Annotated in this window: 11 protein-coding genes; 8 read left to right on the top strand and 3 right to left on the bottom strand. The window is 37.1% G+C overall.

All coding sequences use genetic code 11. The features are described from left to right. Nucleotides 1-12 precede the first annotated feature (12 nt). The 3 genes from galU to IGJ66_RS03250 all read left to right on the top strand — a co-directional run bounded on the left by galU (nt 13) and on the right by IGJ66_RS03250 (nt 2,111). Entirely contained in the window at nt 13-927 is a 915-nt protein-coding gene (gene galU, locus IGJ66_RS03240) for a UTP--glucose-1-phosphate uridylyltransferase GalU (protein ID WP_067483833.1), read from the top strand. Nucleotides 928-1,086: 159 nt separating this feature from the next. Continuing rightward, the gene (locus IGJ66_RS03245; RefSeq protein WP_067483835.1) at nt 1,087-1,527 is read left to right on the top strand and encodes a DUF948 domain-containing protein; all 441 of its coding nucleotides are present in this window, start codon (nt 1,087-1,089) and stop codon (nt 1,525-1,527) included. A gap of 2 nt (nt 1,528-1,529) precedes the next feature. Further along, nucleotides 1,530-2,111 carry a YtxH domain-containing protein gene (locus IGJ66_RS03250; RefSeq protein ID WP_067483837.1) on the top strand — a complete coding sequence of 194 codons (582 nt, stop codon included), beginning with the start codon at nt 1,530-1,532 and terminating at the stop codon, nt 2,109-2,111. 467 nt (nt 2,112-2,578) lie between these two features. Here IGJ66_RS03250 and IGJ66_RS03255 read toward each other — a convergent pair whose 3' ends face one another. Continuing rightward, the gene (locus tag IGJ66_RS03255; RefSeq protein WP_067483839.1) at nt 2,579-3,682 is read right to left on the bottom strand and encodes an aminopeptidase P family protein; all 1,104 of its coding nucleotides are present in this window, start codon (nt 3,680-3,682) and stop codon (nt 2,579-2,581) included. Between the two features lie 210 nt (nt 3,683-3,892). On the opposite strand from IGJ66_RS03255, the gene ccpA reads away from it, so the two are divergent. Continuing rightward, the gene (gene ccpA, locus IGJ66_RS03260; protein WP_067483841.1) at nt 3,893-4,894 is read left to right on the top strand and encodes a catabolite control protein A; all 1,002 of its coding nucleotides are present in this window, start codon (nt 3,893-3,895) and stop codon (nt 4,892-4,894) included. A gap of 596 nt (nt 4,895-5,490) precedes the next feature. On the opposite strand, the gene IGJ66_RS03265 is transcribed toward ccpA, so the two are convergent. After that, nucleotides 5,491-7,845 (bottom strand): transglycosylase domain-containing protein, encoded by a 2,355-nt coding sequence (locus IGJ66_RS03265; protein WP_370629913.1) that lies wholly within the window; start codon nt 7,843-7,845, stop codon nt 5,491-5,493. 236 nt (nt 7,846-8,081) lie between these two features. Here IGJ66_RS03265 and IGJ66_RS03270 point away from each other — a divergent pair, with 236 nt between their 5' ends. Continuing rightward, complete coding sequence (locus tag IGJ66_RS03270) at nt 8,082-8,975, top strand: deoxyribonuclease IV (protein WP_349702588.1); 894 nt, start codon at nt 8,082-8,084, stop codon at nt 8,973-8,975. A gap of 296 nt (nt 8,976-9,271) precedes the next feature. On the opposite strand, the gene IGJ66_RS03275 is transcribed toward IGJ66_RS03270, so the two are convergent. Beyond that, nucleotides 9,272-10,849, bottom strand: coding sequence for an Nramp family divalent metal transporter (locus IGJ66_RS03275; RefSeq protein WP_370629914.1), 1,578 nt, complete (start codon nt 10,847-10,849; stop codon nt 9,272-9,274). A gap of 265 nt (nt 10,850-11,114) precedes the next feature. Between IGJ66_RS03275 and IGJ66_RS03280 the strand changes: the two genes are divergently transcribed. From IGJ66_RS03280 to IGJ66_RS03290, 3 genes are all read left to right on the top strand, one after another. Next, the gene (locus IGJ66_RS03280; RefSeq protein WP_071868695.1) at nt 11,115-11,339 is read left to right on the top strand and encodes a YneF family protein; all 225 of its coding nucleotides are present in this window, start codon (nt 11,115-11,117) and stop codon (nt 11,337-11,339) included. A 129-nt stretch (nt 11,340-11,468) separates the two neighbouring features. After that, complete coding sequence (locus IGJ66_RS03285; RefSeq protein ID WP_430616813.1) at nt 11,469-13,220, top strand: ABC transporter ATP-binding protein; 1,752 nt, start codon at nt 11,469-11,471, stop codon at nt 13,218-13,220. After that, a complete protein-coding gene (locus IGJ66_RS03290) occupies nt 13,220-14,998 on the top strand; it encodes an ABC transporter ATP-binding protein (RefSeq protein ID WP_430616814.1) in 1,779 nt (592 codons plus the stop codon). The genes IGJ66_RS03285 and IGJ66_RS03290 overlap by 1 nt, the downstream gene beginning before the upstream one ends. The last annotated feature ends 42 nt before the right edge of the window (nt 14,999-15,040 follow it).

Here is a 15,040-nt window from a genome sequence, read left to right on the forward strand (position 1 = left end):
GAGTCGTCAATCATGAAAGTAAAAAAAGCAGTTATTCCAGCAGCAGGATTAGGAACAAGATTTTTACCGGCTACGAAAGCAATGGCAAAAGAAATGTTACCAATCGTGGATAAACCAACGATTCAATTTATCGTCGAAGAGGCATTGAAATCTGGAATTGAAGATATTTTGATTGTTACTGGAAAAGCTAAACGTCCAATCGAAGATCATTTTGATGCCAATATTGAACTAGAAACAAATCTTCGTGAAAAAGGGAAAAATGATTTATTGAAATTGGTTGAAGAAACAACAGATGTCAATCTACATTTTATCCGACAATCTCATCCTAAAGGGTTAGGACATGCTGTTTTGCAAGCAAAAGCTTTTATTGGGAACGAACCATTTGTTGTAATGCTTGGTGACGACATCATGGAGGACGACATTCCATTAACACAACAACTAATCAATGACTACGAAGAAACCCATGCTTCAACCATTGCTGTAATGGAAGTCCCACATGAAGAAACATCAAAATACGGTATTATCAATCCTGGTGGCGAGCTAGAAAAAGGTCTTTACAATGTGAAAAATTTTGTAGAAAAACCAGATCCAAGCAAAGCACCAAGTGATTTAGCAATCATTGGTCGTTACTTATTGACTCCAGAAATTTTTGAAGTGCTAGAAAACCAAGAACCTGGTGCGGGAAATGAAATCCAATTAACGGATGCAATTGACACGCTGAATAAAACGCAACGTGTCTTCGCTCGTCAGTTTACTGGTCAACGTTTTGATGTAGGAGACAAATTTGGGTTTATGAAAACAAGTATTGAATATGGATTAAAACATCCAGAAGTCGGTGCACCATTAAAAGAATATATTATTGAGTTGAGCAAAACATTAGCAACTCCAGCAAAAGAAACAAAAAAAGTTGAATCAAAAGAAAAATAAGTTACTTTTGCGTAAGTAAGAAAAAGCTTCAACTACTCATAGTTTACTGGTAGTTGAGGCTTTCTTTTTTGATAAAAGTAAGAATTGGTAGTATTTTATTTGTCTAAAAAAAACGTAAATGCTATTCTTAAGAGGAGAGGCAAGGGAAGGAGATTGATTATGACAGGCGGAGAAATCGCAGGATTGATTGCAGCAATAGCTTTTGCAGTGTTAGTCGTGTTTTTAGTACGTATCTTGATGCAAGTATCAAAAACATTAGAAAAAGTTGATAAGACTGTTGCAGAAGCGAATACAACGATTGCAGTTGTAACAAAGGATGTAGATATCCTTTCAAGACAAGTAGAGGGACTACTTGTGAAGAGTAATGATTTGCTTGAAGATGTCAATGGAAAAGTTGCAACGATTGATCCATTGTTTACAGCTGTAGCTGATTTAAGTGAAAGTGTTTCAGAATTGAATTCTTCAAGTAAAAATTTGGTAACAAAAGTTGGCGGCTTAGGAAAAACAACTGCGCAAGCGACAGTTGCTGGTAAAGTCGGTGGAACAGCAATGAAATTTTTTAAAAATAAAAAACAGAATGAACAGACAGGAGGAAAATAAATATGGCTAAAAAAGGTGGATTTCTATTAGGTGCAGTGATTGGTGGAACAGCAGCGGCAGTTGCAGCATTATTGTTAGCACCAAAATCAGGAAAAGAGTTACGCGATGACTTAGCAGCACAAGCAGATGATCTATTAGACGCAGCTTCAGATTATACTGACCTTGCAAAAGAAAAATCTGCAGAGCTAACGGATATTGCAAAAGAAAAGGCTGCTGATCTTTCACAACAAGCTGGTGAGTTAGCCGGCAACATCAAAAACAAAGTTGACCAAACTGCGGAGCAAGCAAGCGATGAATCAGATGATATTTTATTGAATCTGAAAGAACAATCAGCAGATTTATCTGATCGTTTTAAAAAATCAGCAGATGAATTAAAAGAACAAACTGCAGATTTAGGTAGTCTTGCAAAAGACACAACAGCAGATATTGCAGAAGATGTGAAGGATTCTGCAGTGCAAGCAAAGGAAACAGTGAAAGATGGTGTTGCAGAAGCAAAACCTGTCGTTGAAGATACAAAAGATTTAGCAGACATGGCAAAAGAAGATGTGAAAGATGCTGCTAAAAAAGTTGTAGAAGAAAAGTAAGCTACACTGATAAAAAGACGGATCGGAAATTATTCCGACCCGTCTTTTTTGCTAGATATCGTGGTGTTCCCAAAGCAATTCCTCGACATAGCTTAGATTCACTTCAAAATATGGAAAGCTATTTTATGTTTCTACTCGACATAGCTCACACTCACTTCAAAATATGAAATGCTATTTTGAGTGCCTGCTCGCTATCTTTTCGGAGCTAATCGCTTGGTGTCACAACCTTATCCACGGTGTTCAAGAAGTAACTCCTTCAAAATAAGCCTAAATTTCACAAAAATTTGAAAAGCAATTTCCGAAAATTTATTCTTATTTATTGAAGTTGGGCACTTCTTTTACAACCTCATACACGGTGTTCCCCAAGCAGCTTCTTCGACAATAAGTTCTCTTTTCTTAAAAATATGGGGAACTATTTTTAGAAAAGCCTTCTTATTGCTTGAAGCCAATCGCTTGGTGCCACAACCTTATTCCAAAATCAACAATTCTTTTGGTGTTGTTGTAAATGGCACACAACCATCTTTTGTCACATAAACACAATCTTCAATACGCACACCCACTTGTTCAGGAATGTAAATACCTGGTTCAAGAGAGAAACACATACCTTCCTCAATAACCAAATCATTTCCTTCGACTAAAGATGGGTACTCATGAACAGTTGTACCAATCCCATGTCCTAAACGATGATTGAAGTATTCACCATAGCCATAGCTATCAATTACACCACGAGCAATCTGATCTAATTCGCCAGCCGTAATTCCAGGACGAACAGCATCATGAGCTGCTAGTTGAGCTTCTAATGTAATATTGTAGATTTTTTCTTGGAATTCAGTTGGTTTTTTGTAAGCAATTGTTCGAGTTGCATCACTACAGTAACCGTCCCAAACAACACCTAAATCAAATAGAACAAGTTCATTTGGTTTAACTTGTGTATTCCCTGGTGCACCATGAGGACTAGCCGCATTTTTTCCAGCTAAAACTAATGTATCAAAAGACATTTGTGAAACACCTTGTTTTTTCAATTGGTACTCAATTTCGGCAATGATTGCTTGTTCTGTAATGCCTTCCTTTACTGCTTTAAATCCAATTTCAAAAGCAACATCTGCCCATTTTCCAGCTGCAATTAATTTATCTTTTTCTTCCACTGTTTTGATCAATTGTAAACGTTGAATAACCGGAGTCAAGTCAGTAAAGAAATCTGTTCCAGATAAAATATCCGACATATAATCAAAACGTTCAACAGTCAAAGCATTTTTTTCAATTCCAACATTGCCGGGTTGACCATAACGCGTACGAATTTCTTTGCCAATGATTTCCCAAGGGTTTTCACTATCAAGGTAACCGCGAACATCAAAAGTCCAACCACTATTTTTGGCATCATCAACTTCTAAAGCTGGTGTGAATAAAAATGGGTCTTGTTCTAATGGAATAAATAACGCAAGCACACGTTCATGTGGATCACTTTCGTAACCTGAGAAATATGCGATGTGTCCAGGGTCGCTGATATAAGCAAGCTCAACCTGATTATTTGCCATCCATTGACGCAATTCATTGATTTTTACATTGTTCATTTAGCTTCCTTCTTTCTGATAATTCAAACTATTTATCATTGTAACATTAAATTTTTCGAAAGACCATTCCGATAAATTGAAAGAAAAACATAATTTTCATGAAAACACTGTTAAAACGGTTGCAATCCATAAAATAATTTGATATTCTAATTTAGAAATGTAAGTCGTATTTTCAGAAAAAATCAGATAAATAAGAACGGGAGAACACAAATGGAAAAACAAACAATTACTATCTACGATGTAGCTAGAGAAGCAAATGTGTCAATGGCAACTGTTTCACGCGTTGTGAACGGAAACCCAAATGTTAAACCTGCGACACGAAAGAAAGTTTTGGAAGTAATCGATCGTCTTGATTATCGACCAAATGCTGTTGCGCGTGGATTAGCAAGCAAGAAAACTACTACTGTTGGTGTAATCATTCCTGATGTCAGCAATATGTTTTTCGCTTCATTGGCTCGAGGAATCGATGATGTTGCGACAATGTACAAATACAATATTATTTTGGCTAACTCAGATGGTAATGACCAAAAAGAAGTAAACGTACTAAACAACTTGTTAGCAAAACAAGTTGATGGTGTAATTTTTATGGGACATCATATTACTGATGAAATCCGTGGCGAATTTTCTCGCTCAAAAACACCAGTTGTTTTAGCGGGCTCAATTGACCCAGATGAACAAGTAGGTAGCGTAAACATTGATTATACTTCTGCAACAAAAGATGCAGTGAATCAATTAGCAAAAAACGGCAACGAAAAAATCGCGTTTGTTAGTGGTGCACTAATTGACCCAATCAATGGTCAAAACCGTTTGAAAGGTTATAAAGATGCATTGAAAGAAAATAACTTACCTTATAGTGAAGGTCTGATTTTTGAAGCAAGTTATAACTTCAAAGATGGCTTGTCATTAGTTGATCGTATCCATAACAGTGGAGCAACTGCTGTATATGTTTCAGATGATGAACTAGCAATTGGTATCTTGGATGGCATGCTGGATAAAGGAATCAAAGTTCCTGAAGAATTTGAGATCATCACAAGCAACAACTCATTATTAACTGAAGTAGCTCGTCCTCGTTTGACAAGTATTACACAACCTTTATATGATATTGGTGCGGTTTCAATGCGTTTGTTGACAAAAATGATGAACAAAGAAGAAGTTGAAGAAAAAACAATTGTTTTACCTTATGGAATTGAAGAAAAAGGTTCAACAAAATAATTTTTGATTGAAAAAGTAGCCATGAGCAATCATTTTGATTGTTCGTGGCTTTTTTGATAAAAGGTTGTGGCGCAAAACGCTTAACTCCGACAAGATAGCGAGCAAGTACTCAAAATAGTTTTACATATTTTGAAGTGAATGCAAGCTATATGGAGGAGTTGTTTTGGGAACACCGTGGATAAGGTTGTGGCGCCAAGCGTTTAGCTTCAAGCAATAAGAAGGCTTTTCTAAAAACAGTTCCCCATATTTTTAAGAAAAGAGAACTTATTGCCGAAGAAGTTGCTTTGGGAACACCGTGGATAAGGTTGTGGCGCTAAGCGTTTAGCTTCAAGCAATAAGAAGGCTTTTCTAAAAACAGTTCCCCATATTTTTAAGAAAAGAGAACTTATTGCCGAAGAAGTTGCTTTGGGAACACCGTGGATAAAGCTTGTAGCACAAAACACTGCACTCAAAAGATAGCGAACAAGCACTCAAAAAATAGTAAACAAACATAAAAAACACCCACTTTTGAGAGCACAGTAGTTAGGAATTAAAAATAAGGACCAAAAGAAAATAGAACCAAAAGAAAAGCCACAGCATATGCCGTGGCTTTTCTTTTAGTCATTGTTGTTTCGTGCATTTTTTGTCTTGGAAGTTGTACGTGCATAAGTAGAAGCTGTCTTCCAATAATCAGTATAATTGTCATCTGTTCCACCAATACCGAATTTAAAGGTACTCTTTTCTGGTTCATTTTTTGCCCAAAGAGATTCAACCGTATTACTTGGTGTTTGAATCGAACGCTTATTGACTGTGACTTTTCCAGGAAGTTGACCAGTAAAGGAAGCCACTTTTTCTTTTTTCACATCAGAGGAAAGTTCGAATTTTTCTTGTGTTGCAAAAACAGTTGGATTGGTCTGATAGACACGGTTAATTAAATAGGCTAAATAGTTTGCGGAACGTTTTCCAGCCTGATTATCCATTGGCGTGTTATCATCGTGTCCCGACCAACTACTAATTGTAATTGATGGCGTTGAAACAATTAACCAAGAATCACGATATTCATTGGTCGAACCAGTTTTCCCAACCCAATCAGCATTTCCTAATGTACCATCTAAATTCGTAATCACTTCTTTAAATGGTGTAGTGATTTTTTGATCTAATACACTACGCATTAAGTTATTCATAATTGAAGCGGCTGCTTCTGAATAGACGCGAACAGGTTTTTCTTCATGTTGGTAAATAACGTTACCTTCGTTATCTGTAATCGAGTCGATTAGGTAACCTTCTTGGTAAACTCCATTATTAGCTAATGTTTGAAACCCATTTGTTTGCTGAAGGGTAGTCACTTCTACAGTTCCTAGTGGTGCAGATTCAACACCCCAATTATCATTTTTTGGATAATTCATTTTGGCTAAATAGTTATCATAAGCAGCTTGCTTTGAGCCACCTGAATCAAGTACATCTTGATATAAATGATAGGCAGGTATGTTATTTGACCAATCTAAAGATTCCCGAATCGTTTGGAAAGTGTTGAGATGTTGATTTGTCGCATTCACGATCTCTTCACCAGAGTTTGCGCCTTCTTTCCAAGTTGTGGTGTAGTTGGAAATTCGTGATTCGGAACCAACTAAGCCCATATCAATCGCGGGTCCATAAACCAATACTGGCTTGATTGACGAACCGGCTTGGCGCATCATATCAAAGGCATGATTATTTTGACTTTGCGCGTAATCACGACTGCCAACGAAGCCATAAATCCGACCCGTTCGATTGTCCATCAATACATTCCCAGTTTCGACACGAGTACCAGAAACGTCATCTAATAAATAACCGTAATTTGCAACGGCATCTTGCATAGCTGCATAAATATCTTTATCAATGGTTGAATGAACTGTATATCCTTTGTTTTGAATCGTTTGTTGCGCTTTTTGATAGTAAGCATCATACGTTTTGCTGTCGGCAAGATCCGCATTGTCTTTTTCGGCTAGTTGCTTCGTTACGATTTCAGTTGCGTTGTTCATAACAGTGTAGTAGAGAAAACCCCGATCATTTTGTTCAGCAATTTGCTGCGGTAAGAAATCTTTGGTCAAATCGTAAGCTTTCGCCGCTTCGTATTCATCTTTCGTAATTTTCTTTTCACGATACATACTAAACAAAACAAAATCTTTTCGGTCAAGTCCGTCTGAAACGTCTTCTTTCAAAGCACCAGTATTAGTGTAAGGGCTATAAGTAATTGGGCTTTGTGGCAGTCCAGCAATAAAGGCAGCCTGTGGTAAAGAAACATCTTTTGCATCTACCCCAAAAATCCCTTTCGCTGCTTCTTGTACACCGGCGATGTTTTGTCCTTTGTTATTTCGGCCAAAAGGAGAGACATTCAAATAAGTTGAAATAATCTCGTCTTTAGAAAAATATTTCTCGACTTGTGCCGAAAGTAAAATTTCATTGGCTTTTCTTTTAAATGTTGTTTCGTCAGTTAAAATTTGTTGCTTAACTAATTGTTGTGTCAACGTTGATCCACCAGAAGAACCAATTCCAGTAGCTTCAGAAACTAAGGCACGTAAGACTGCTTTAGGTACAAAGCCGTCATGTTCATCAAAATACTCATCTTCTGTACTAATAATCGCTGTTTTTAATAAGGGAGAAATCTTGTCTGAAGCGACGGTTGTTCGCATCAAATCTGTTTGAATGGTTGAAATCTCACTGTTATCTGAATAGACAAGTTTGGATGTTTCTGTGATATTGCCTAAGTCAGCTTGCAATTCTTCTTTTGTTGGTGTCTGGGTGTCTTCAACAAGGTAAGCAAAATAACCAGCTCCAATCCCGAGACCAAGTGCACCAGCTAGTAATAAAAGTACGACAATCACGACTGCTAACGACTGAAAAACTCTAAAAATAATTTTAGGAATGAACCATCTTTCAGTGTTGGCGTGTTTCTTCCTTTTTTTAATATCTTTTTGTGGCAAAAGAGTCACCTCAACTATTGAATTATTTCGCTAATTATAGCAAAAAAACGGGCAAAAAAACAGACTACGCATTTTTTAGGTTAAAATTACCAGTTTTAATTGAAAATAAGCAATCATTTTGAAGAATTTCTCCAACAAACAATCCTTAAACTTTTCTTTATGTACAGTTTCGGTTAAGATGAAAAAAGGGCTCAAAAGGGATCGATCATCTGGAGCAAACGACTGGAAATTAGGAGGGAAAATACATGTTACTAGGCTCACATGTTAGTATGAGTGGGAAAAAAATGCTTTTAGGCGCAGCTGAAGAAGCAGCAAGTTATGGCGCTTCAACTTTTATGATCTATACAGGTGCACCACAGAATACGAGAAGAAAAGCAATCGACGAAATGAATATTCCTGCAGGAAAAGAGTTTATGGCTGAAAACGGTCTTTCAAATATTGTGGTTCATGCACCGTATATCATTAATTTAGGAAATACGATAAAGCCGGAAATGTTTCCTTTTGCAATCCAATTTTTAAGAGAAGAAATCGAACGTGCTGAAGCATTAGGTGCGACTCAAATCACTTTACATCCAGGCGCACATGTTGGTGCTGGCCCTGAAGCCGGAATTGCGCGCATTGTCGAAGGATTGAATGAAGTATTGACGAAAGACCAAACTGCTCAGATTGCTTTAGAAACGATGGCAGGTAAAGGAACAGAGATTGGTCGCACATTTGAAGAGCTTGCAAAAATTATGGATGGGGTTACTTTGAATGAAAAATTATCTGTCACTTTCGATACTTGTCACACAAATGATGCAGGATACGATGTGAAAAATGATTTTGATGGTGTAATGACTGAATTTGATCGAGTAATCGGGCTGGATCGCTTAAAAGTGTTGCACATCAATGATTCTAAAAATCCACAGGGCTCACATAAAGATCGTCATGCAAATATTGGTTTTGGAACGATTGGCTTTGATGCGTTGAACACAATTGTTCACGATTCTCGCTTTGAACATGTATCAAAAATTTTAGAAACACCTTACGTTGGAAAAGATAAAAAGAAAGCTTATGCACCGTATGGTAAAGAAATCGCAATGTTCAAAGAACAAAGATTTGAGCCAACTCTCTTTCCAGAACTACTTGAAGAAGTATAGACTCAATTGTAAAATTATAAAATAGATAGTATGAAACAAAAAGAATCCGCAAAATCAAACGATTTTTGCGGATTCTTTTTTGTGATTTAAATGAAGCATTGTGACAAATTTCAAGATGTTGAAATTTGGTCGTAGCTAAATGTTTTGTACTGTAACGCTTTGCGCTACAACCTCATTTACGGTGTTCCTAAAGCAGCTTCTTCGGCAATAAGCCCACCTTTCATAAAAATATGCGAAACTATTTTTAGAAAAGTTTCCTTATTGCTTGAAGCTGAACGCTTTATACCACAGCCTTATTATCCTTCTTCTTGCATAACTTCTTTTAGATATTGTTCATGTTTCTTGTTTCCTTGATACAATTCAATGATGGTCCAAGCTAGCAATAACAGGACTGCCGCAATAATTGCATAGGCAATATTGTCAGCCAACGAGATTTCTGAAATCGTTGCTTGGCTACCAAAGAAACTTTCGATTTGTCCGGGTAATCCTCGTAAATTGAGATAAGTCAGACTAATGACAGAAAACCAACCTAAAATTTTGATTACGAATGAATTTTTGAATTGTTTTCCCATTTCTACTTGACTATTAGTCATCATCAATAAAGGAATCATTGAGAATGGTAAAGCAAAAGCCAAGAAGACTTGTGATTCATTCATCAGATTATTTAATGCTTCATGTTCAGCAATGGCACTTTTTCCGCTAGTTAACATGACACAGATCAGAACAGGAATAACTGAAAGTAAACGAGTTACTAAACGACGCAACCAAACTGGAATACGCATATGGATAAAACCTTCCATAATAACTTGTCCAGTCAAAGTACCCGTAATCGTTGAGTTTTGACCAGAAGCAAGTAGGGCAACCGCAAATAAAGTAGAAAGGATTCCTGATTTTGCAACTTCACCCAAAATCCCATTACTCATCGTGGCCGGATTTGATAAGGCTTCATAAAGGCCAAAGAAAGAGGGGTCTTCTACAGTTCCAGTTTTGAAAACAGCAACACCCATAATCAATAGAAGAGCGTTAACAAGAAAGGCCATGGATAATTGAATGTTAGAATCCCAAGTAGTAAAACGCACTGCACGAGCTACATCTGCGTTGTCATCATGGTTGATTTTTCTTGTTTGTGAAACAGCTGAATGGAGATATAAATTGTGTGGCATCACTGTTGCTCCAATGATACCTAAAGCACCAGTCAATGGTGTCTGTCCACCAATTGCAGGACTGTCAGCAAAAGTGTGACTGTTTGGAATGAAGCCTGCAAATAAAGCTTTCCAATCGGGATCAGACAAAGCAACTTGATAAACGAAAACGAATAAAATCACGAAAATCAAGCAAACAACAATTGCCTCAATTTTTCGAAAACCAACTTTCGTTAACAATAAAAGTAAGAAGACATCAAAAACAGTAATGAAAACAGCAACGACTAATGGAATTCCAAAGAGAAGATACAGAGCAATTGCTGCACCAATGACTTCAGCAATATCAGTTGCCATGATAGCTAATTCTGTCAGTACCCAGAGGATAATACCTAATGTTTTACTGGTACGAGCTCGAATGGCTTGTGCTAAGTCCATTTGGCTAACAATACCTAATTTGGCTGCCATGTATTGAAGAAGCATGGCAATCAAACTTGACATTAAAATGACTGACATGAGTAAATATTGAAAATTTTGTCCACCTGTAATAGAAGTTGACCAGTTACCTGGATCCATATAGCCAACAGCTACTAAAGCGCCAGGACCTGAATAAGCAAGTAAAGTTTTGAAAAAGCCTTTTCCCTTCGGTACTTCAACTGTACCATTGACTTCGGCCAAGGATAAGCCGTTTGTATGTTCAATTAAACGGTGTTTATGTTGGTTTGAATTTTCCACAATCAAACCACCTTTCTGTTTTGATTTTACGACTACATTTTACACCTAATTAAATAAAATTCAAGAAAAAAATTCGGTTAGCCTAAAATTAATAATAAGGCGCACCTTCTTAGGGGAGAATGGGAAAAATCCGAAAGAAAATGGGTGTACAAGGAATTTTTATCCAATTTTTTACGCATTATTCAGAAAACAGCTTTTCTTTTTATAAAATCTTTAGTAAAATGTTTTATTGAGAGCAATTCGGAAAAGGAAAGGAGAGATTTACATGGTATCAACAGGTATTGTCGTACTTATCGCTGTAATCGCGTTACTAATCGGCGCAATAGGTGGATTCTTTTTTGCGCGCAAATATATGCAAGACTATTTAGAAAAAAATCCTCCCGTTAATGAGGACATGTTACGATCAATGATGATGTCAATGGGGCAAAAACCATCTGAAAAGAAAATTCGTCAGATGATGCAGCAAATGAAGAACCAAGGCAAAAAATAGGTTCTCCTTCCAAAATGACACACGTTAAGCGGGCTGATTTTTTTCAGCCTGCTTTTTTTGATTGCAGTTGTTAGAAAATTCAGATAATTAAAACTGGATGCTCTTGAGAAAAAACAAAGGAGGCATAAAATGTCGATTTTTAGAAAACTTGGTTGGTTTTTTAAACAAGAAAAAAAGCATTATTTCGTAGGCGTATTCTCGTTGATGATTGTTGCACTTGTCCAACTAGTTCCACCAAAAGTCATCGGACTAATCATTGATGAAATCGCAGATAAAAAAATTTCATTGTCGACGATTGCCTTTTGGATTGCCATCTTATTAGTGGCAGCCGTTCTTCAATATCTTTTTCGTTACATTTGGCGTATGAACATTTGGGGAAGTGCCGCACGACTTGAGAAAGAGTTGCGTCAACGTTTATTCAAGCACTTTACTAAAATGGATACCCTCTTTTATCAAAAATATCGAACGGGTGACCTGATGGCACACGCAACAAATGATTTAAATGCAATCCAAAATGTGGCTGGTGCAGGAATTTTGACTTTTGCAGATTCAGTAATCACTGGAGGTGCGACAATCATTGCGATGATTTTATTTGTTGATTGGCGACTGACGCTGATTGCACTGATTCCGTTACCGTTGTTGGCTGTAACGTCGCGTGTATTGGGTACCAAGCTTCATGATGGATTTCGTGAAGCACAAGAAGCCTTTTCATCGATTAATGATAAAACACAAGAAAGTATCACGGGGATCAAAGTAATCAAAACGTTTGGTCAAGAACAAGAAGATTTGGTGGATTTTGAAACAAAGATTGCAGAGGCAATTGAAAAAAATAAACGAGTGAATTTTTTAGATGCCTTGTTTGATCCATTTATTACACTGATTATTGGTATTTCTTATGTTTTGACGATTATTCTTGGAGGAAAATATGTTTTAGAAGGAACGATTACAATTGGCCAGTTGGTTTCTTTCATTAGTTATATTGGGATGCTGGTGTGGCCAATGTTTGCGATTGGACGTTTATTCAATGTGTTGGAAAGAGGAAATGCTTCTTACGATCGTGTAAACGAGCTACTACATGAGAAAACGCATATTGTTGAGCAAATAGGCGCCATTCAAACACCAGCCAAAGGTGAGTTGACTGTTGCAATTGATTCATTCAGTTATCCTGAAGAACAAGGACCTGCATTAGAAAAAATTGATTTTACAGTTCATGAAGGGGACACTTTGGGGATTGTAGGAAAAACAGGTGCTGGGAAAACAACGATTCTTAAACTTTTGATGCGCGAGTACGACCAATATCAAGGAAAATTGATGATTGGTGGAAAGGATATCAAAGAGTACTCTTTGAATGCTTTATTGCAATCAATTGGCTATGTTCCACAGGATCATTTCTTATTCTCCATGACGATTCGTGAAAATATTCGTTTTTCTAATCCAGCATTGCCAGAAGATGCAGTAGAAAAAGCTGCAACTATGGCATTTATTAATAATGAAATCAAAGAGTTACCAAAAGGGTATGACACATTGGTTGGTGAACGTGGCGTGTCCTTGTCAGGAGGACAGAAGCAACGAATTTCCATTGCACGAGCATTAATTCAAAATCCAGAGTTGTTGATTTTAGATGATGCGTTATCGGCTGTCGATGCTAAAACAGAAGAAGCGATTCTTCAAAATTTAAAGTCGAATCGTAAAGAAAAAACGACAATCATTGCTGCCCATCGCTTAAGCAGTGTGATGCATGCCAAAGAAATCTTAGTTATCGATCAAGGAAAGATTGTAGAACGTGGAACACACGAGGAGCTATTAACGTTAGGTGGCTGGTATCAACAAATGTGGGACAAGCAACAACTAGAAGCAAAAATTGAGGGAGGTGAGGCGTAATGGACGAAAATTATCAATCGGAATGGACCAAATCCATTCCTTTAAAAGAACAGAAACAGATTATCAAGCGATTGCTGGTTTTTGCCAAACCATTTAAGCAAACATTCATTGTGGCTATCTTATTTGCGTTAGGTTTATCTGTTATTAATGTCATTTTGCCAAGGATCATCCAGTCGTTTATGGATAACCATTTAGCAAATCAATCAGCGACAACCCAAGTCATCTTGTTTTTTGCGGGGTTGTATTTATTCGGAGTTATTGTCAAAAGTATTATCTGGTTTTTCCAGTGGTATTTATATTCAATGGCTTCATTAAAGACCTTCCAGCATATTCGGGTAAAACTATTTGAAAAGCTTCATACATTAGGTATGCGCTATTTTGACCAGACACCAGCAGGTTCAATCGTGTCGCGTGTCACGAATGATACGGAAACATTATTTGAATTCTGGTATGTATTCTTGATGGTTCTGACGGGAATCTTTGCAGTGATTTCTTCATTAGTTGCAATGATTCAGATCAATGTGAAAATTACACTTTGGACATTAATCTTTTTACCAATTTTAGGTGTAGTTATTTGGTATTATCAAAAATTCAGTTCTCGGATTTATCGGAACATGCGTGAAAAACTGAGTCAGTTGAATACCAAGTTAAATGAATCAATTTCTGGAATGAAAATCATTCAGCAATTTCGGCAAGAAGCTCGTTTGGCCAATGAGTTTGAAGAAGTAAATGATGATTATTTGGCGACTCGCTATGCGATGATCAAAACGAATTCAATTTTGTTGAGTCCAATCATCAATTTTTTATATGCGTTAGCGATTGCGCTTGTCTTAACTTTATTTGGGATCGATGCCCTACACTCTCCAGTGGAAGTGGGATTGATTTATGCGTTTACGACATATGTTCAAGGTTTCTTTAATCCAATGTCACAAATGATGGACTTTTTAAGTGTCTTTACCGATGGAATCGTTGCTGGAAGTCGAATCTTAAAAATTATGGATACGACAGAATATGCGCCACAACAAGAGGAACATGCCAGCGGTGAAATTATCAATGGCAAAATCGAATTTAGAAATGTTAGTTTCTCTTATGATGGAAAAAACAATGTTTTAAATAATATTTCGTTTGTTGCAAATCCTGGTGAAACAGTGGCTTTAGTTGGGCATACCGGTAGTGGGAAAAGCTCAATCATCAATGTTTTGATGCGCTTTTATGAATTTTATGAAGGTGAAATTTTGATTGATGATCGTGACATCCGATCTTATCCAATCAATGAACTTCGAGAAAAAATGGGGTTGGTTCTCCAAGACGCATTTTTATTCTACGGCGACATTGCTGGGAATATCCGAATGTTTAACGACAAGATCACAGATGAACAAATTCGCGAAGCGGCTGAGTTTGTCCAAGCGAATCGATTTATTGATGACTTGCCGAAAGGGTATCATTCGAAAGTGATTGAACGAGGAGCGAGTTACTCCAGCGGGCAACGCCAGTTGATTACTTTTGCACGGACGATTGTGACAGATCCTAAAATTCTTGTGTTGGATGAGGCGACAGCAAACATTGACACGGAAACAGAGGGTTTGATTCAAGAAGGTTTGGCTAAAATGAGGCAAGGACGAACAACAATCGCTATTGCTCACCGACTGTCGACCATTCGTGATGCAGAACTTATTTTAGTTTTAGATAAGGGAAAAATTGTTGAACGAGGAAATCATGAAGAACTGTTACAAATTGGCGGTTTATATGCAGATATGTATCAACTACAAAGCAGTTAACCAATAGTAAAAATAAAGCAAGCAATGAAGAGGGCCTAAACA

This window comes from Enterococcus sp. DIV0176 (assembly GCF_050528535.1).
GTDB lineage: Bacteria > Bacillota > Bacilli > Lactobacillales > Enterococcaceae > Enterococcus_B > Enterococcus_B thailandicus.

Bases quoted from the DNA above. Each gene is read 5' to 3' on its own strand.
- IGJ66_RS03245 (WP_067483835.1), top strand. From the start codon at position 1,087: ATGACAGGCGGAGAAATCGCAGGATTGATTGCAGCAATAGCTTTTGCA.
- galU (WP_067483833.1), top strand. From the start codon at position 13: ATGAAAGTAAAAAAAGCAGTTATTCCAGCAGCAGGATTAGGAACAAGA.
- IGJ66_RS03250 (WP_067483837.1), top strand. From the start codon at position 1,530: ATGGCTAAAAAAGGTGGATTTCTATTAGGTGCAGTGATTGGTGGAACA.
- IGJ66_RS03270 (WP_349702588.1), top strand. From the start codon at position 8,082: ATGTTACTAGGCTCACATGTTAGTATGAGTGGGAAAAAAATGCTTTTA.
- ccpA (WP_067483841.1), top strand. From the start codon at position 3,893: ATGGAAAAACAAACAATTACTATCTACGATGTAGCTAGAGAAGCAAAT.
- IGJ66_RS03255 (WP_067483839.1), bottom strand. From the start codon at position 3,682: ATGAACAATGTAAAAATCAATGAATTGCGTCAATGGATGGCAAATAAT.
- IGJ66_RS03280 (WP_071868695.1), top strand. From the start codon at position 11,115: ATGGTATCAACAGGTATTGTCGTACTTATCGCTGTAATCGCGTTACTA.
- IGJ66_RS03285 (WP_430616813.1), top strand. From the start codon at position 11,469: ATGTCGATTTTTAGAAAACTTGGTTGGTTTTTTAAACAAGAAAAAAAG.
- IGJ66_RS03290 (WP_430616814.1), top strand. From the start codon at position 13,220: ATGGACGAAAATTATCAATCGGAATGGACCAAATCCATTCCTTTAAAA.